The sequence below is a fragment of the Spiroplasma culicicola AES-1 genome (assembly GCF_000565175.1).
In the GTDB taxonomy this organism is placed as follows: Bacteria; Bacillota_I; Bacilli_A; order Mycoplasmatales; family Mycoplasmataceae; genus Spiroplasma_A; species Spiroplasma_A culicicola.
This window is the reverse complement of record NZ_CP006681.1, coordinates 150,961-170,840: the sequence shown is the minus strand read 5'-3', so window position 1 is coordinate 170,840 and position 19,880 is coordinate 150,961. Positions and strand designations below refer to the sequence as shown.

Annotated in this window: 17 protein-coding genes and 7 tRNA genes; all 24 read right to left on the bottom strand. The window is 26.7% G+C overall.

Translation table 4 applies throughout. The features are described 5' to 3' along the window. Positions 1-10: 10 nt before the first annotated feature. A complete protein-coding gene (locus SCULI_RS05665) occupies positions 11-178 on the bottom strand; it encodes a hypothetical protein (protein WP_158499952.1) in 168 nt (55 codons plus the stop codon). A gap of 79 nt (positions 179-257) precedes the next feature. Then, a tRNA-Cys gene (locus tag SCULI_RS00785) sits at positions 258-332 on the bottom strand. A 92-nt stretch (positions 333-424) separates the two neighbouring features. After that, positions 425-3,550, bottom strand: a complete 3,126-nt coding sequence (gene potCD, locus SCULI_RS05470; protein ID WP_025362737.1) for a spermidine/putrescine ABC transporter permease/substrate-binding protein — start codon at positions 3,548-3,550, stop codon at positions 425-427. Next, a complete protein-coding gene (potB, locus tag SCULI_RS00775; RefSeq protein ID WP_038647982.1) occupies positions 3,517-4,524 on the bottom strand; it encodes a spermidine/putrescine ABC transporter permease in 1,008 nt (335 codons plus the stop codon). The genes potCD and potB overlap by 34 nt, the downstream gene beginning before the upstream one ends. Then, positions 4,517-5,575 (bottom strand): spermidine/putrescine ABC transporter ATP-binding protein, encoded by a 1,059-nt coding sequence (potA, locus tag SCULI_RS00770; protein WP_025362735.1) that lies wholly within the window; start codon positions 5,573-5,575, stop codon positions 4,517-4,519. The genes potB and potA overlap by 8 nt, the downstream gene beginning before the upstream one ends. Before the next feature lie 821 nt (positions 5,576-6,396). After that, positions 6,397-7,221, bottom strand: coding sequence for a Cof-type HAD-IIB family hydrolase (locus SCULI_RS00765; RefSeq protein WP_025362734.1), 825 nt, complete (start codon positions 7,219-7,221; stop codon positions 6,397-6,399). A 4-nt stretch (positions 7,222-7,225) separates the two neighbouring features. Then, positions 7,226-7,528 carry a thioredoxin gene (trxA, locus tag SCULI_RS00760; protein WP_025362733.1) on the bottom strand — a complete coding sequence of 101 codons (303 nt, stop codon included), beginning with the start codon at positions 7,526-7,528 and terminating at the stop codon, positions 7,226-7,228. 4 nt (positions 7,529-7,532) lie between these two features. Further along, entirely contained in the window at positions 7,533-8,381 is an 849-nt protein-coding gene (locus tag SCULI_RS00755) for a Cof-type HAD-IIB family hydrolase (protein WP_025362732.1), read from the bottom strand. A 98-nt stretch (positions 8,382-8,479) separates the two neighbouring features. Then, positions 8,480-8,564, bottom strand: a tRNA-Leu gene (locus tag SCULI_RS00750). Between the two features lie 5 nt (positions 8,565-8,569). Further along, positions 8,570-8,645 (bottom strand) — tRNA-Lys (locus tag SCULI_RS00745). A 41-nt stretch (positions 8,646-8,686) separates the two neighbouring features. Beyond that, positions 8,687-9,067, bottom strand: coding sequence for a hypothetical protein (locus tag SCULI_RS00740; protein ID WP_025362731.1), 381 nt, complete (start codon positions 9,065-9,067; stop codon positions 8,687-8,689). 73 nt (positions 9,068-9,140) lie between these two features. Beyond that, positions 9,141-9,216 (bottom strand) — tRNA-Thr (locus SCULI_RS00735). A gap of 10 nt (positions 9,217-9,226) precedes the next feature. Further along, positions 9,227-9,302, bottom strand: a tRNA-Val gene (locus SCULI_RS00730). A 17-nt stretch (positions 9,303-9,319) separates the two neighbouring features. Further along, positions 9,320-9,395, bottom strand: a tRNA-Glu gene (locus SCULI_RS00725). Positions 9,396-9,403: 8 nt separating this feature from the next. After that, positions 9,404-9,479, bottom strand: a tRNA-Asn gene (locus SCULI_RS00720). 105 nt (positions 9,480-9,584) lie between these two features. Continuing rightward, entirely contained in the window at positions 9,585-10,901 is a 1,317-nt protein-coding gene (locus SCULI_RS00715; RefSeq protein ID WP_025362730.1) for a hypothetical protein, read from the bottom strand. A 139-nt stretch (positions 10,902-11,040) separates the two neighbouring features. Beyond that, positions 11,041-11,409 carry a hypothetical protein gene (locus SCULI_RS00710; protein WP_025362729.1) on the bottom strand — a complete coding sequence of 123 codons (369 nt, stop codon included), beginning with the start codon at positions 11,407-11,409 and terminating at the stop codon, positions 11,041-11,043. 124 nt (positions 11,410-11,533) lie between these two features. Continuing rightward, positions 11,534-11,905 carry a hypothetical protein gene (locus SCULI_RS00705; RefSeq protein ID WP_025362728.1) on the bottom strand — a complete coding sequence of 124 codons (372 nt, stop codon included), beginning with the start codon at positions 11,903-11,905 and terminating at the stop codon, positions 11,534-11,536. A gap of 125 nt (positions 11,906-12,030) precedes the next feature. After that, positions 12,031-12,402, bottom strand: coding sequence for a hypothetical protein (locus SCULI_RS00700; protein ID WP_025362727.1), 372 nt, complete (start codon positions 12,400-12,402; stop codon positions 12,031-12,033). 26 nt (positions 12,403-12,428) lie between these two features. Beyond that, a complete protein-coding gene (locus tag SCULI_RS00695) occupies positions 12,429-14,519 on the bottom strand; it encodes a hypothetical protein (protein ID WP_148294454.1) in 2,091 nt (696 codons plus the stop codon). Then, a complete protein-coding gene (locus tag SCULI_RS00690; protein ID WP_025362725.1) occupies positions 14,509-16,008 on the bottom strand; it encodes a hypothetical protein in 1,500 nt (499 codons plus the stop codon). The genes SCULI_RS00695 and SCULI_RS00690 overlap by 11 nt, the downstream gene beginning before the upstream one ends. Before the next feature lie 139 nt (positions 16,009-16,147). Next, the gene (locus tag SCULI_RS00685; protein WP_025362724.1) at positions 16,148-16,510 is read right to left on the bottom strand and encodes a hypothetical protein; all 363 of its coding nucleotides are present in this window, start codon (positions 16,508-16,510) and stop codon (positions 16,148-16,150) included. A gap of 26 nt (positions 16,511-16,536) precedes the next feature. Continuing rightward, positions 16,537-18,603, bottom strand: coding sequence for a hypothetical protein (locus SCULI_RS00680; RefSeq protein WP_025362723.1), 2,067 nt, complete (start codon positions 18,601-18,603; stop codon positions 16,537-16,539). 21 nt (positions 18,604-18,624) lie between these two features. Beyond that, positions 18,625-19,854, bottom strand: a complete 1,230-nt coding sequence (locus SCULI_RS00675; RefSeq protein WP_025362722.1) for a hypothetical protein — start codon at positions 19,852-19,854, stop codon at positions 18,625-18,627. Between the last annotated feature and the right edge of the window lie 26 nt (positions 19,855-19,880).

Here is a 19,880-nt window from a genome sequence, read left to right as displayed (position 1 = left end):
TCCCCACTTATTATCTAACATTAGATCTTTTTGTTAAATTTTCACCAACGTGTTCATTACAAAAGAATCTTGTTAAATTGTCAACTTTAACTGAGTTGTTAAAACCAATAAACTTTTGTCTATTCTGTCCAGTTGTAACTGAACAAGTAGCTGGTGCACCACATGTACTACATACCATTTTTTCATCCTCCATTTTATCCATAATCTAATTCTATCAAAAAATAAAAAAACCTTTAAAAAGGTTTTTTGTTTCTTTATGGAGGTACCAGTCGGAGTCGAACCGACGATCAGGGAGTTGCAGTCCCATGCCTTAGCCTCTTGGCTATGGTACCATTACAAAATTGATTATATCAAATTTTGTAATATTGTTGCTTAAAAATAACTTAATTACTAATTTAAAAAATGGGTTAAACCATTTTTTAAATTAATTTTTTGTAGAAATAATTTTGTTAAATTCATCAACTAGATAGTTGTCTAAAGCTTCATTAAATTCAAATGACTGACCATTTTCTGTTGGTTTATATCAACTAGTTATTAAATTTGACCCAAAATATGGTTCTTCAGTATCAATTGAATCTAAAATTTCATTAATTACACTGTCTCTACTTGAAGACATTCCAGTTTCATCAACTTGAAGAATCTGATTATCATGTGTATAAATATAGTTAATAAATTGATAAGTTAATTTTAAATTACGATTAGTTTTATTAATAACAAGATTATCACTTCAAATATTTGTAGATTCTGTCTTATTCGAAGAATTTTCAAGTTCTTTTCCTGGTACACCAATTACACCATTTAAAGTTCATTCATTTCTTTTTGCTCTTATTAATTCTTCGTCTTCTTCATCTTCTGGTGTATATTCTTCTGATAATGCTCAAATTGCATCTCCGTTATACATAACAGCAATATCATAATTTCCAGTTGCAACTTTATCAATTAATTGATCTCCATAGATTCCTACATTTTTAGGACTTAAAAGAGTTTTAATTTCTTTAGCAGCTTCAGTAATTTGAGCAGTATTTTCTGGTTGAACTGTTCCATATAATTTTTCAAAAGCGTACATAAAAACATTTTTTGGATCTTCATTTAATGCTAAATTATATCCTCTTTGTGAAGCTTGTCATAAAATATCTCATGAAAGTTTTTCTTCATTGACAGTATATCCTCAAGCTTCACTACCATCATTTGTATTTCCATCTTGTTCAAGAATTTCTTCATCTTTTAATCATTGAAGCATTTCTTTATTTCCAGTTGCCACATTAAATACAATTCTTACATCTCCTCAAAAATAAGGAATTGAGTAATCTAATGCATTTTTAATATCTGAACCAGTTTTAATTTCAATTCCTTCCATTGATTTTTGAAGAGATTCATTCATTTTATTTGTAGGAACATCTTCTGATTCATCATTCTTTACTTCATCGTTTTGTTCTTGTCCTAAATCTAGACTACAAGTTTTATCTTCTCTTGAAGTATCTTCTGAATTCAATTCAATTGAAGTTACACATTCTCACATAATTTCTTGTAATAAGTTTTCTTCTGCCATTTTTTGAACCATATATTCACTTGGCACCATTATGTCATAATTAAATGTATAGTTTTTATTATATAAACTTTCATTTGAATCATATTGCTGGTAGTTAATTTTAACACCATATTCTTTTTCAAATCCACTTAATACATCTGGATTAATGTAACTTCCTCAATTTCCAATTACTAAATCATAAATATTATTTAATACATAGGCTGTAGTAATTAATGAGAAAGATGCTAATAAAAGTGTTCCCATAGAAACTTGTTTTCAGTTTCTTTTTAATCATCTATTTCTTGAAGGAACATAATCTTCTGCTAATACATCAGGAAAATATTTAGCTTGTTTTCTTTTAATATCGCCAAAGATTTCATCTAATTTTGCTTTTTTAGCTTCAATTGTTGCTAGTAATTTAGTTTTAACAGCTATTAAATTTTCTTGTTTTTGTTCTGTTAAAATGCTTAATTCTTGATCAAAGTTTAAATTTTGATCTTTATTTAGTCCTAAAATAGTTATTTTTTTATCAACTGCTTCAACAATTGACACTTTTTTCATAACTTTAACTTCTTGTTCTTTTAATTGTAAATATTTTTCATTAGCAATTCGTTCATTTTTTGCTTTAATTTCTGCTAATTTTTCAATTGTTAATCTTAACTTTAAATTATTTTTACCTTCGATAAATCCATCACGTTTAATGATTAATTTTGCAATTTTTTTAGTATATCAAGTTTTGTTTTTAATATCACTTTTGTCAAGTGCTTCAAATTGAATTCTTAATTCATCAATTTGAGCTTGAACATCTTGTGCTCTATCTTTGGCAATTTCATCTCTTTGTGCCATTCAATCTAATTCTGATTGATATTTATCAATTTTTTTATCTAGTTTAGAAATAACAATATTTAATTTCTTAATTTTTTTATCATTTGTTGTTTTTGCTATTTTTTGTTCAATTTGTGTTCTTTTTTCAACTAATTTAACATGAATTGTTGACACTCTTTTTTCTGCTTTAATTTCATCAGTTAGTAATGCTTTTTTTCATTCTAATTTTGAAATTTTTGCATTATTGTTCTTATTATTTAAGCGTTTAATTTGAAGTTGTAAACTCCAATATTTAAACCATTTTAAAAGATTGCGACTTTTTCTAATCTTGACTTCATTATCAATACATGATTGTAAATAATCAATACGATTTTGTAATGCATTTCTTTGTTTGATTTTGTAATCACCTTTTTTAATTAATTCTTTATTTAAAGCAACTCTTTGAATTGTAATTTGAGCTATATTTCAAACTAAAATAACAAACACAATAACTGCTACTAATAATGTTCCAAATGCATTAATGTAAGGTTGCATTCTTTTTGCAGTATAAATAAAAGTTGAAACGTTAGTTTGATCTCCACCAGTAAAATAAGAAATAATAAAATCATCAAAACTCATTGCAAAACAAATTGCAGCAGCTGTAATAATACAAGGAGTCAAAATTGGTAAAATAACTTTAAAGAAAGTTTTTGTTGGTGTTGATCCTAAATCATTTGATGCTTCTAATAAGTTTTTATCAATTCTCATCATAAATGGTAGAACTGTCACAATTACATATGGCACGTTAAATGAAACGTGAGCTGCAATTAATGAAACAATTCCAAATCTCATTCCTGAGAAAATAAATAATAACATTAATCCTACAGCTGTAATCACATCAGCATTTACCAATGGAATATTGGCTACTCTAACTCAATTATTGGCTACTCTTTTTTTGCATTTTGCCAATCCCACAACTGCCATTACTCCAATTACAAGAGAAATTATAGTTGAAACCATAGCAACAAATAGAGATACAATAATTGATTTAATAAATGGTGAATAACCTAAAAAATATTCATATCATTTTAAACTAAATCCTTGTCATTCGCTTAAATTTGAACCCTTGTTAAATGAAAAGAAAATCATAACAGCAATGGGCACATAAATAAAGAGCATGATAATTACGAAATAGCTGGATTTGAAGAATTTTTTCATTTTCTTGACCCCCTTACTTCGAATTTATTTGACAATAGTTTTGTAATTCCCATAATTAAGAATAATAACAATGCTAAAACAACAGCAACTGTTGCTCCAAAACCAAAGTCTGTTCCTTTGAAAAAGTAATTTTCAATAATGGTTGTAATCAAGTTAATTTTTCCATCTCCCATATATCTTACAATCAATAAAGAAGTTGCCGCTTGTACTAAAACAAGTGTAAATCCAGCAAATACTCCTGGTAATGACTGTCTAAATGTAATATGTCAAAATGCTTTTGATTTACTTGCTTTTAAATCTAAAGCAGCTTGATAATATGAAGGATCTTGATTATCTAAAGCATTATAAATTGGTGAAATTGCAAATGGTAAAAACATGTAAACCATTCCCACGATTACTGCAAATGGTGTTCCCAATGCACTGCCACCTAATAATTCAAATAAGCTTCTTAACCCTAAAATTTTTAAGATCATACTTATTCAGATTGGTAAAGTTAATAAGACTCAAACATTTTTAGCCATTAATTTACTTTTTAATTGAGACATTACTAAGGCAATTGGATATGCCATAGTAACAGCTATAATACTTGCAATAACTGCATATAATAGTGATAATCCCAATACTATCATAATGCTTGATGATGTAAAGAAACGTACAAAGTTTTCTAGATTTAATTCAAACTTAATACTATTTCCTGTTGGATTAATAATTGCAAAAAGAATAATTCCTACTAACGGAAGAATTACTAAAAAACCCATTGTTACCATAAATGGTAACAAAACAGGTCAAATTTTGCCTTTTAATGATTTGACAATTTTAAAATTTCCAATTTTTTCTTTAAAACTTGCTGTTTTATATACAAACTCTTCTTCACTTCCAATTGATTCAATGTCTTCAATCGCTTCTAATTCATTTTCAATATCAAAGTTATCTTTAATTTCAACAACTTCGTTATTTTCAATATTATTATTCATCGATTTCCTTTCACATTACATGAAGATCATTTGCAGCTCATTTAATTGAAACATTTTTGTCAAAATCATGAAATTCAGTTGTATGAGCTATGTAAGTTCTATTTTCACATTTAATTGTGATTTCATAGTGAACTCCTTTGAAAATAATATTTTCAACAATTCCATCAAAATATCCTTTTCCAGGTTCACCAATTTTAATATCTTCTGGTCTAATAACAATATCAATGTTAGTTTGGTTTTCTCCAAATCCTTTATCTGTACAGTCAAATTCTTTTCCATCAAATTTTAAGCGTAAATCTTTAATCATTTCTCCATCATTAATGATGTTTGAAACTCCAATAAATTGAGCAACTCATCTATTTTCAGGTTCATTATAAATTTCTTCTGGAGTTCCAATTTGTTGGATTAATCCTTCATTCATAACAACAATACGATCACTTAAAGTTAAAGCTTCTTCTTGATCGTGAGTTACCAAAATAAATGTAATACCAATTTCTTCTTGTAGATCTTTTAATTCATCTTGCATTCTTTTTCTCAATTGCACGTCTAATGCAGACATTGGTTCATCTAATAAAAGTATTCTTGGTTTTAAAACAAGTGCTCGTGCAATTGCTACACGTTGTTTTTGACCCCCACTAAGTTCATGAACTCTTTTTGTTTCATGCCCTTCAAGTGAAAACTTCTTAATGTATCTCATTACTTCTTTTTCAATTAAGTCTTCTTTCATTTTTTTAATTCTTAATCCATAAGCAATGTTATCATAAACATCATAATGAGGAAATAGTGCATAATTTTGGAAAATAGTATTAATTTGACGTTTATTACTTGGGATTGGTGTTAGATCTTTTCCTTCGAATAATAAATCTCCGATATCTTGTTTTTCACGTCCACCAACAATATTTAATGTTGTGGTTTTTCCACAACCAGAAGGTCCAAGAAGTGTGATAAATTCACCTTCATGAACATTAAAACTTACACCTTTTAAAACAACTTTACCATCGTAAGTTTTTGTTAAATTACGAATCTCAAGTATGTTTTTATTATTTTTCATAAGTGTATTTCTCCTCTAAAAAATTAAATATTCAAATATGCCGCGTAATCTAAAATTATTACGCATTCAGGGAGAGTCACTCAGTCTCAAGTATCTTTTCAAATCATTCAGTTCGTGTAATAATTACGTCTAATCATTCACTAATGAGATATTGTGAAATATTAATAAAATTGATTAATTCCATATAATTATTACCTCCTTGCCAAATAATTTATTGCTAATTATTATTATATCTATTTTTAAAGAGTATGAATAATATTTTTTCATTCCAAAAATATAAAAAAATAAATTTTTTGCATTTTACTATTGCCTTCAACTATCTTCAATGTTTTATAATTGCAATGAAAGGTAATAAATACGTTTTTAAAACTTTTTGCCTTTTATCAAACCCATGTCAAGACTAAGTTTGATCTCAAAGAAAGTATTTTTAATATAACAATAGTTAAAAATATTAATCAATTATTCCCCAAAGTAAGTGATTTAAATAATTATTTGCAGTCTTGAATACAAATAATACTATTTAATGGGTGGTCCACGTTGAAAATTTAAACAAAGGATTTATGTCCTAACCCCACAATGTTTAATTCACAAAATTATTTTGTGAATAACAACGAATGCTAAAAAATCAAATTTGTATTATATAGGATTTTAAAAATAGCTACGTACATACAAGCCACACGAATAATGTTATATTTCAGTGTGCTTTAAGATTTCTTAAAAGGATAAATATTTATGTTTGAATTGATCACCAAATGTAATTGCACAATAGTCATAGTAATCCTTTCAAACATAAAAAAGCAGTTCTCTAATAAGAACTGCTTTTACTTATTTAAAATAATTTCATTAATCTTTTGAGCAACACCAGATTTTTTATGATGTCCTGTCGTATGAGAAGCAGCTTCTTTAATATGACTTGCTGCATTTTTCATAGCAACACCAACTCCTGCTCATTCAATTGCTCTTTTATCATTATCTCCATCACCAAAGTACATTACTTCTTCTTGTTTGATATTATAAATTTTTGAAACTTCTTGTAAAGCATATAATTTATCAACACCAACTGGACTGATTTCAATATTCATTGTTTTATTTGATACATAACTTCAAGAAAACATTTCATAATTCTTAGCAGCAAATTTTGGTTTTGCTGCTAAGATATTTTTTTTCTTACCATAAGCAATAACTTTGTACGCTTTTTGATCTGTTTTTTGATTATCATAAACAAATGCTTTTCTACCTGATATTTTTTTCATAAATCAAATAAAAGCACCTCTATTTTTAATAACATATGTTGATTTTGGATCTTCATTGTATGAAAAACAGTTAATCTTATTTTCAACAGCGTTATCATAAATATATTTGACATCATCAATAGAAAATAATGTTTCTTTAATTTTTTGAAGTTTTTTATCTTTATCGTATTGATAAATTCCCCCACCATTTAAGCAAATAATGTATTCATTGTTATCAATAATACCAATTTCTCTAGCAATTGGCTCAACTCGAGAAGCACTTCTACCTGTTGCAATACAGATTTTAATGTCTTGTTCTCTTGCTGCTTTAATTGCTTGAATATTTTGTTTTGTAACCTTTTTACGGCTTCCCAATAATGTACCATCAATGTCTAATGCAATTAATTTAATCATTTAATTATTTTGAAAAATCAACTAGTTGATCTTTTCCCATCATTCCAACGTGTCTTGCAACTTCTTGCCCATTTTCAAATTTGATAATTGTTGGGATTGATCTCACTTCGTATTTATTTGCAATTTCACCTAATTCATCAGTATTTACTTTTACAAATGCTGTATTTGTATTTTCTGTTGAAACTTGTTCAAAAATTGGTGCTAGCATTTTACATGGACCACATCAGTCAGCATAAAAGTCTACTAAAGTTGTTCCTTGTGAAATTTGTGTGTTGAATTCATCAACTGTATTTAAAATTTTTGCCATAATGTTATTCCTCTCTTAAGATATTTTGATTAATAAAGTTGGCAACTCCATGTTCATTATTTGAAGATGTATGGAATTTTGCTAATTGTTTTAATTCTTCCATTGCATTATTCATTGCAACAGGGTATTGTGTCATTTTAAACATTGGTATGTCATTGACACTGTCACCGAAACAATAAACGTCACTATTTGATTCATCTAATCCAAGATGTTTTAAAGTGTATTGAACTGCTTCACCTTTATTGATTCCTTTTGTACATAATTCAAAGACACGATTTGTATATTGTGTAATATCTAACTGTGTTTTTACAAAAGCAAATTCTTCTAAAAACTCAGTTCTTTGTTCATCTGTTGCATTATCTGCTAAAATGATTGTCAAATGATTAACTGGTGTTTCTATTTCTTCAAAAGAAGAAATTACTTTGTAATCAATATTCATAATATCGCTTCAATATCTTGAGTTTTCACCATCACCATAAACATAAGTAATGTCATTTGAAAAGTAGTGAACTTTGTACTTTCCAATTTTACCATAAGTGGTTTTAAAAATATTTTCTAACATTGTATTGTCAATATAGGCTTCTCTAATATATGTTTGTGTTTTAAAATCATATATATGAGTTCCATTGTTGGCAATTGCAATTCCTTGGTGTTTATCAATATTTAAATTAACAGCTTGTTGAAAGATAGCATCTTTTGTACTTCTTGCCGTAATTGGTATAAAGTAATGTCCTTTATCATAAACATCTTTTACCATATCGATTGTCACCTGGTTAAATGTGTGATCAGATTGTAATGCTGTTCCATCTAAATCTGAAAATAACATAATCTTTTTTGTTTCTTTTTGATTCATGATATATCACCTCTTTTAATTATATAGTATATATCATATAACAAAAATAAAGACAATAAAAAAATCCCAAAAATTTGGGATTTTTATTTTCTAATTAATGGTCCGGAATAAGGGACTTGAACCCCCACGTATTACTACGCCAGATCCTAAGTCTGGTGCGTCTGCCAATTCCGCCAATTCCGGATGCGTGGTGTCCCGTATAAGACTCGAACTTATGACCCACTGGTTAAAAGCCAGTTGCTCTACCGACTGAGCTAACGAGACAAAATTTGACAAAAATATAATATCACATTTTTACTAAAGTATTATAAATTTTCTCTATTATCTTTAATAAAGAAACTTGAAGCAACAATTATTATTACTGCACAAATGAAATTCAAAATTCAAAAGATTCAAGTAACAAAGACTCATGATGCAAGTATTACTAGAATTGAGTATGCAATCCCAATAATACCTCCTACAAATCTTTTTGAAATTTTCTTTTTATTTAATGAAAAAGCTGCAAAAAATATTAATCAAATAATATTACAAAGAATATAGAATAAAGTTAAAGCAAACCCAAATCCTCTTTCATCATAAATACCCAGTTCTTTGGCAATAGGAACATATAAAAAAGCACTTAGAATTTGAATAACTAAGCCAAAAACCGTACCAGTGATTGCTAAAGCATAACTTGAAGTTCTCATATTTTATATCCCCTATTTATATTATTACATAAAAAAACAATCCCAATAAAGAGATTGTTGCCAAATTCAATTCTGGTGCTGATGATAGGACTTGAACCTACAACCTACTGATTACAAGTCAGTTGCTCTGCCAATTGAGCCACATCAGCGTTAAAAAAATGGTGGAGTGCGACGGGCTCGAACCGCCGACCGCCTGCTTGTAAGGCAGGAGCTCTCCCAACTGAGCTAGCACTCCAACAAAAAAATAAAATATGGTAGCCTGTACGGGGATCGAACCCGTGTATGCACGGATGAAAACCGTGTGTGTTCACCGCTTCACCAACAGGCCATATAAAATGGCGGCTTTTGCAGGACTCGAACCTGCGACCAACCGGTTAACAGCCGGTTGCTCTACCAACTGAGCTAAAAAGCCATATAGAAAAATCTACTTATTCATAATAGCATATAACTAAATAGAAAAGCAAGATTTTTTTATAAATTTTTTTATTTTTACACTACAATTTTAATTCAATCTTATTTATTCTTTACTACCAATGTACTCTCACAAATCAGAGAACATTCCTGCAGATAAGTTATTTTTACCACCCTCAGTTTTAATATCTAAAGCTAATTTTGGAACTCCTAAAAAAGCCCCATAAATATTTAAAGAACTTGGAAAGCTTGATGATCAAGGTACTCCTCCCTGACCACCTGAAGCTTTATTAGAAAGAAGCGCTTCACCAGAGTGGGAATGTTCCTTATTTTCACCAGTAGTAAGACCTTCACTTATACCTGATACAAGTGTAAATCCACTAGGTAATTCTACTTTTTTTCATCCAGATAATAAAGGAGTTCCAATTTTAACCCATTTTCTTTCACCAATAATTCATTTATTATCATCAATTTCTTTTATTCTCTTTTTTAGTTCTTTTATATCTTCATCATACTTTTTATTTGCTAATTTTAAAGTATTTTCAATCCCTCATGCTCATATTCTTCCAATTGCATTTTTTTGATCTGATTCGCTTGAACTTTGATAAACACTAGCATTTATTAATTCTCCAATAGTATCATTTAAATTTATAACTGCTCGTTTTCTGCCTCTATCTGTATCAATGATTGTTGAGTCTGGTCTAAAAGATTGAAATAAAATCTCATCAAAATATCCCACTTCTTCAATTTCATCAATTGGGTTTCCCTCATCATCTGTTTTTTGTTGTAATAATATTTGATCTGTCACTTCTTGTTTTCTATTAATTTGTTTTTGCAAATCTCTAATGTGAACAGTTGTATAAGTATGCTCTTCATAAATTTTTCAATCAATAGTTTCAAAAAAATCATCAATTTGTTTTTTATTATAAAATTGTTCTGGATCTAAAAGATATGGTAAATCATTTTCTTTTAAATATCTTAAATATAATGATTCAATGTTAGCACCAATTCAACTTCTTCATGCACTATCACCAATTATTTTTTCTAAAGATACATTTAAATCATTTTCAATACTATCGCTTCTACCATTATTATAATTTGTTTGAATTGTTTTTGTATTTTGATAAATTACACAATCATTCATTCTTAAATGATCAATTGCTTTATATGTAAATTTTTTTAATTGTTCTTGAACATTAGCATGCAAATCTGATGTTGAAAATATTCTTTCCAAAATATTGCCAACTCTTTGATTTGCCAATTCTTGGGCTGCAAAAGCATTTTTAATGAAAAAATCTTCTGGAGATGTATATCCCAATTTTTGTTGATAAGTTGTTAAATTATTAAATTCATTTGCCAATGATGGTCATTCATTAACATATTCTTCAAAACTTGTTATAGTTCATAGTTTAAAATTAGTCATTTTTTCACTCCTTAAATTTAAATGTCTTAATAAAGAATGATTAAAATACAACTATTAATTATTAAAATATATGCTCAACTTTATTGTAATTCACATTAAAAAATAAAGTTAAAATTATAAATAAAAAGAATAGCTATCGCTATTCTTGTTCAACATCTGGACCAAATCCTAATTCTTTAGTAAAATAATATTCATATTGTATTGCTGGACCTGATCATCACTTATCATTGGTGTTATTAATACTTCCATCTTTCATATAAAATGCAATTCTTGTATTTTCATAAATTCCTTCTTCCAATGTATATTTCTTAATATCACGTTTATCAACTTCGATTATTAATGGACCACCTTCATCTCCTGATGGAATTCAAGATCCACCAGGGCCTGCTTGATGTAACATGTATAACTTAACCATATAATCTCCTTTACATGAAACTACCATTGTTACGGTTGAAACTGTAGTAACTGTAACAGTAAATGCAGTCATCATATTTAAAAATCTTTTCATATTGGCATATCCTTTCGTTTATAAATTTATAATATCAAATTGTTAAATCATTGTTTATAATACAAGAAAATATTGAAACTTCCTATATATTTGATTGTTACTGGACAAAAAAGAATAGCATTTGCTATTCTTGTTCAATATCTGGACCAAATCCTAATTCTTTAGTAAAATATTTTTCATATTCCGATTTAGGACCTGACCAATTACGTTTGGAAGTGCTATTAACTGTTCCATCTTTCATATAAAAATCAATTTCTGTTAAATCTGGATATGCATTATCTCCTCATAATGTATATTTTTTAATATCACGTTTATCAATTTCAATAATAATACTTTTATCTCCTTCAGCTGGAATTCATGAATTGTTAGGTCCAGAAGGCGTCAAAAAATGTAGTGTTACCATATAATCTCCTTTACATGAAACTACCATTGTTGCAGTTGAAACTGTAGTAACTGTAACAGTAAAAGCAGTCATCATATTTATAAACCTTTTCATATTGACTCATCCTTTCATTTACAAATTTATAATATCAAATTGTTAAATCATTGTTTAAAGTACAAGAAAATATCGAAAATTCCTATATATTAAGATTGTTACTAGATAAAAAAGATTAGTTATTCCTATTCTTGTTCTACATCAGGACCAAACCTTAATTCTTTAATAAAGTATTTTTCATATTCTGATTTAGGACCTGACCATCATTTATTATTAGTATTGTTAATAGTTCCATCCTTCATATAAAAGGTAATCCTTGTAACATAAGGGGTTGCTGTTTCAGAACCATGCAATGTATATTTCTTTATATCACGTTTATCAACTTCAATGATCAAAAAATTATCATGACTAGAAGGAACTCAACTATTATTATTTCCAGGAAACAGTTTATATAACTTAACCATATAATCTCCTTTACATGAAACTACCATTGTTGCAGTTGAAACTGTAGTAACTGTAACAGTAAAAGCAGTCATCATATTTATAAACCTTTTCATATTGACTCATCCTTTCATTTACAAATTTATAATATCAAATTTATAAATGAAATAGTTGAGTCATTTTTTTCAAATAACTTTAAATCTAATTTATATCTATTATTATTTTCATCAATTAAATTTATTCTTCACAATCCGTATCCATAAAATGAAGATAACTTTATTTCTTCAATTGTAATTGGTGCATCAAACTCAAACTCTCCATTATTTACTATTTTATTACTAAATAGAGGATTAAAATTTATATTTCCATTACCGTAATGATTTTTTAATTTTTCAATATCTACTAATTGATTTGAAAAACATTTTACTTGATACTTTGAATATTCACCATTTGCTGATTGTTGATCCAGAGGCATACTTGAAGGTATACTTGCTGTTTCAATCATATTAGTCATTTCAGGAAAAGCATAATGATTATATTCAAGCTTATGAACTAAATTTCTTGAAATGCAATTATCTTTGATTTTAATATTATCTTCACCAAATTCAAAATAATTAGATTTTAATTTTACTTTTATATCTTCATATTTTACATGACCAATTGGATTATCAATTTTGTTTTGTTGTTCAAAATAGAATGGTAACAATATTTTATAGTCATCATTGTCTCCTTTATTAATAGAAAAATTAGATTTAATATATCCAGATAACATTGTAATAGTATTTTCAATCCTTTTAACCATACTTAAATTAGCATTCACTGCATCAATATTTATTTTTTTTCAACTTAACCATAAATTTGTAGTTACTGAATATCTATCTTGACCAGCATATTTTTGACTTAATTTAAAAATATCTCAATCTTTAATTTCCTCAATTATTTGTCCATCTTTTTGTTTTTCCTGAGTCGCTCCTTCAAATTCATAATCCTTTCAAAAAGTTTCAGTTAGCATTTTTAAAAGTGTTTCAAAAGCAGTTGTGGATTTTGAAATCCCTGTAGGAATAACATTTAAATCAGATATAGAATATTTATATTGAATTTTCCCTTTAAATACTCCTGATTGAATTGCAAATTCTGTATCAAATTCATTTGCAATATCTGCATCAAAGTAGTTATCCTTTGCATTTGGTTTAGTAAATATCTTTGTCAAATTTCCTTCACCAAATTTATTTGCATTGCTAAATTCCATATTGAATATATCATCTACAATTCCTGAAGGACCATTACCACTACTACCCCTTGTTTTGTATGCTTTCATATGTAATTTAAAACTTATTTTTTCAACATGATCATATTTAATTGCAGGATAATTTCCTTCTTCTCCAAGAACTAGAAAATCAGCTAAACTAAATTCTTCATTATATTTAATATTTTTAGAATCTAAAAATTCAAAAATATCATTCAATGGAATTATTTGATCACTACTTCAATAATCTACAATACTTAAAACTGGTGAAGTCTGAAATGGAAAACACAATTTAGGAAAAATTTCAGTTCCTGCTTTAGCTAATAATTCTGGAAATCTACCATTTTCATCAACAGGTTTAATATTTCCTATTAATGTTCCTTTTGGACTTGTGATATGTATTTCTTTAATTTTACTTTTAATAGGTTCACTTAATACTACTCTAATTGGAGAAGTTTTAAAACTATTTGAAAATTCTTCAATTGAACTAAAACTCATTTCCATACCAGTTTCATCAATACTTGGTGTAATAATTTTGCCAATATATTGTTTTAAGTCATTTAAATTATTCTCAGTTATTTTTTCTTTTGTCAAAAGATACAAACACTCATAATCTAACTCTTTAATTTCATCGGTAAAAAAATTAATTGTATCAGTTACTCTCATTAATTGTTCAAGTGGATTTAAAGGATCTAATGATTCTACCAAATCATAATCTTGAATATCTGAAAGATATGCTTTTATTGAAATAACTTTATCAATAGTTGTTGCCATTAAATTTATTTTATTTTCTCCAATTCTTAAACCCTCAATTAACTTTTTGCCATTTAGTGTTGTTAATGGATAGATAAAAACTTGCACAACTTGTTTACTTAAATATAATAAATCATTTATATTTTCTTTTTTTCTATACTTTTGTTTTGCTGTAAAACTTTCAATAAATTCTTCATCTGAAATATCATTTTTAAATTTTTCATTATTCATCATATTTTTCTCCCTTCAAAGGGGCACATTCATCATTATCTTTATATTCTTTATCTAAAATATCATTTTTTTGTCAATAACTCAGTTTTGCATTTAAATTAGTATTTAAGGTTTCTCCTTTTGCATCAATTCCCACATATTCTCAAAGTTCAGCATATTGCCCTGCAGCTAAATTAGATGATCCACCCGTAGAATTAATTTTAGAAGATGCAGAATCTGTTAATGCAATGTTAGCTATATTGGGATTATTTGTATCAGAAACAATTGCCTTATTGTCTCCAGCACCATTATCGGCATTTCTTTTATATCATTTTGCCCCACCCATAAGAACTGGTACATAATTTCCTGAGCCATTAATATAATGATTATGAGCGTTTGAAGTATGTGTATGACTTTTTATAGAACCAGTCGATGTAGATTGTGATGTACCAGCTATTAATGTATAACCTGTAGTTAAATTGATTTTTATTCAGCCTTTCACTATAGGAGTGCCTACTTTAACTCATTTATATTCACCAATAATTCATTTATTTTTATTAATATCTAAAATCTTATCTTCTAATTGTTTAAATTTTTCATTAAAAGTTTCTTCCGAATGTTTTAAATAATTTTCGATCCCTCACCCTCAGATTCTACCAATTGCATTTTTTTGATCTGATTCACTTGAACTTTGATAAACACTAGCATTTATTAATTCTCCAATAGTATCATTTAAATTTATAACTGCTCGTTTTCTGCCTCTATCTGTATCAATGATTGTTGAGTCTGGTCTAAAAGATTGAAATAAAATCTCATCAAAATATCCCACTTCTTCAATTTCATCAATTGGATTTCCCTCATCATCTGTTTTTTGTTGTAATAATACTTGATCTGTCACTTCTTGTTTTCTATTAATTTGTTTTTGCAAATCTCTAATGTGAACAGTTGTATAAGTATGCTCTTCATAAATTTTTCAATCAATAGTTTCAAAAAAATCATCAATTTGTTTTTTATTATAAAATTGTTCTGGATCTAAAAGATATGGTAAATCATTTTCTTTTAAATATCTTAAATATAATGATTCAATGTTAGCACCAATTCAACTTCTTCATGCACTATCACCAATTATTTTTTCTAAAGATACATTTAAATCATTTTCAATACTATCGCTTCTACCATTATTATAATTTGTTTGAATTGTTTTTGTATTTTGATAAATTACACAATCATTCATTCTTAAATGATCAATTGCTTTATATGTAAATTTTTTTAATTGTTCTTGAACATTAGCATGCAAATCTGATGTTGAAAATATTCTTTCCAAAATATTGCCAACTCTTTGATTTGCCAATTCTTGGGCTGCAAAAGCATTTTTAATGAAAAAATCTTCTGGAGATGTATATCCCAATTTTTGTTGATAAGTTGTTAAATTATTAAATTCATTTGCCAATGATGGTCATTCATTAACATATTCTTCAAAACTTGTTATAGTTCATAGTTTAAAATTAGTCATTTTTTCACTCCTTAAATTTAAATGTCTTAATAAAGAATGATTAAAATACAACTATTAATTATTAAAATATATGCTCAACTTTATTGTAATTGACATTAAAAAATAAAGTTAAAATTATAAATAAAAAGAATAGCTATCGCTATTCTTGTTCTACATCTGGACCAAATCCTAATTCTTTAGTAAAATAATATTCATATTGTATTGCTGGACCTGATCATCACTTATCATTGGTGTTATTAATACTTCCATCTTTCATATAAAATGCAATTCTTGTATTTTCATAAATTCCTTCTTCCAATGTATATTTCTTAATATCACGTTTATCAACTTCAATAATTAAATTATTTGGATGTTCAGGGGTAACTTCTCATTTTCCTTGAACACTATGCAAATGATATAACTTAACCATATAATCTCCTTTACATGATACTACCATTGCTGTAGCTGAACTTGTAGTAACTGTTACAGTAAAAGCAGACATAATATTTATAAACCTTTTCATATTGGCATATCCTTTCATTTACAAGTTTATAATATCAAATTTATATATGAAATTGTTGAGTCATTTTTATCAAATAACTTTAAACCCAATTTATAACTATTATTATTTTCATCAATTAAATTAATTCTTCACAGTCCGTATCCATAAAATGAAGATAACTTTATTTCTTCAATTGTAACTGGTACCTCAAACTCAAATTCTCCATTATTTACTATTTTGTTGCTAGATAAAGGATTAAAATTTATATTTCCACTACCATAATGATTTTTTAGCTTTTCAATATCTAATTCTTGATTAGAGAAACACTTAACCTGATATTTTGAATATTCACCATTAGCAGTTTGTTGATCAAGTGGCATACTAGAAGGTATGCTTGCAGTTTCAATCATGTTTGTCATTTCAGGAAATGCATAATGATTATATTCGAGTTTATGGACTAGGTTTCTGGAAATACAATTATCTTTTAATTTAATGCCAGTTTCAGTAAATTCAAAGTAATTAGATTTTAACTTTACCTTTATATCTGTATAATTTATCATCCCAATTGGATTATCAATTTTGTTTTGCAATTCAAAATAGAAGGGTAACAGTATTTTATAATCATCATTATCACCTTTATTAATTGAAAAATTTGATTTTATATATCCAGATAACATTGTAATCGTATTTTCAATACGTTTAACTATTTTTAAATTTGCATTTACTTTATCAATATTTATTTTTTTTCAACTCAATCATAAATTTGTAGTTACTGCATATCTATCTTGACCTGCATATTTTTCAAGTAATTCATAAATTTTTTCATCTTTTATTTTTAGTTCTCATTCTCCATTATTATTTTTTTTACTTTCTGTTGCACCTTTAAATTCATAATCTTTTCAAAAAGTTTCAGTTAGCATCTTTAAAAGTGTCTCAAAAGCAGTTGTCTTTTTAGAAACACTACCTTCAGTTATATCACAAGACATGTCTTTTATATTTCTACCACTTGGTCCAATTTTGCTATGAAGATTATGAATTGGTCCTTGACCTTGAAATGCACAGTTAATTTGAATCGATTTAATTCCATTTTCTAAATTAAACTCTTCAGTACCAATATAATCTCTCTCATCATACGCATCAGTTACATAACAACCACCCGCTTGATAACTTACTCAACGTCCAATATTAGCTTCTCTACCTGTAGATCGGATTTCAATTTTACTTGCATGATTAAAATGAATTGTTGGATAATCACCTTCTTCTCCAAGAACTAGAAAGTCTGCTAAACTAAATTCTTCATCATGCTTGATATTCTTAGAATCTAAAAATTCAAATATATCATTTAAAGGAATTATTTGGTCACTACTTCAATAATCAACAATGCTTACTACTGGAGCAATTTGAAATGGAAAACATAATTTAGGAAAAATTTCTGTTCCTTTTTTAGCTAATAATTCTGGAAATCTACCATTTTCATCAACTGGTTTAATATTTCCTATTAATGTTCCTTTTGGACTTGTAATATGTATTTCTTTAATTTTACTTTTAATTGGTTCACTTAATACAACTCTAATTGGAGAAGTTTTAAAACTACTTGAAAACTCTTCTAAAGAACTAAAACTCATTTCCATACCAGTTTCATCAATACTTGGTGTAATAATTTTGCCAATATATTGTTTTAAGTCATTTAAATTATTCTCAGTTATTTTTTCTTTTGTCAAAAGATACAAACACTCATAATCTAACTCTTTAATTTCATCGGTAAAAAAATTAATTGTATCAGTTACTCTCATTAATTGTTCAAGTGGATTTAAAGGATCTAATGATTCTACCAAATCATAATCTTGAATATCTGAAAGATATGCTTTTATTGAAATAACTTTATCAATAGTTGTTGCCATTAAATTTATTTTATTTTCTCCAATTCTTAAACCCTCAATTAACTTTTTGCCATTTAGTGTTGTTAATGGATAGATAAAAACTTGCACAACTTGTTTACTTAAATATAATAAATCATTTATATTTTCTTTTTTTCTATACTTTTGTTTTGCTGTAAAACTTTCAATAAATTCTTCATCTGAAATATCAGAAACATTTTTTATTTGATTACTCATATAATTCTCCTTTATTAAAAATTATTCGTTTATGCCTAAATTAACATTAATCTCTATTTGTTTTAAATCAATATCAGGGAATGTTTCTTGAATATTAGATTTTTGTAAAATACTTAAAAATTTATATGCCATGTCTATAAGAAATAATTTTATTAATCTTAGTTCTCTTTTAATATTTGGATTATTTAAAAATATTGAATTATAATCATTTTTATTCGGTTCTGTAATTTCATCAACTGGAAAACCAAGATCTAATTTAATTTCTTCATAAATATCATTTCTTGTTTTTCTAACTACTTTCAATATTGAAGTTGGATTTCAATTAATAATATTTTCATTTAAATTGGATGGGATACCCTCAATTTCAATTGGTTTCATTTGAATCATCCCATCAAGTAATATTCCTTTCATAAATTCATATAACTGTTGAGGTTTATTTTGAGGTTCAACAGAATTACCATTAAATATAATTGAACCCTTTTCTCAATGAGGAAGTATAGCTATTACTTCATCAAATTTATCTAACATTTCTAATTTGCTTTTTACTTTTTCACATCTTGGTTTACCAGTTATATCATTTTTTAATATTGATAAAGGAATAAAATCAAATTCTAAGTTTTTCTTTTTTAAATCTAAATTTTGTTTGATTAAGTTTGATATTTTATCACTTTTTATTAAAGAATTAGTTTTATAATCTATTAATTTAGAAGTTACTTGAACTTTATTATTTTTTATTAAATAATGTCGTTGTAAGAAATAAATTAATTCTTTATTAGAATATGTTGTTTCTTCAAAAGATAACAAAGATTCAAAAACTTGATTATCAAAACTATTTTCAAATATTACTTTTACTGGAATTAATTCAGGCCTTGAATAAGAATTTTTGTCTTTTATTTCAACTATTAATAAACCATATTTCCCTTGCATTCCCGCTTTGAATTTTGTAATTCAAAATTTTGATAAAAAATCAGTTTTGCTTAAATAAGTTTGTAATAAGTTTTGTAGCTCAATATTTATTTCACCATTTTTATCTTTTAAAACTCATTGTATATTTGATAAATCAAATAAATTAGTTATATATTCATTTAAAGTTTCTTCTTTTTCTTTTGAAGAATTAATTTTTTCTTTTCCATAAATAATTTCATAAATACCATTTCTAATATCATTTTCTTTTTTACTATTAAAATCAAGTTTTATATCTTTATAATTTTCATTAAATTCATTTAAAATTTTTTTATTTAATTCTTTCATACTTTCATTTCTCCTTATTATAAATT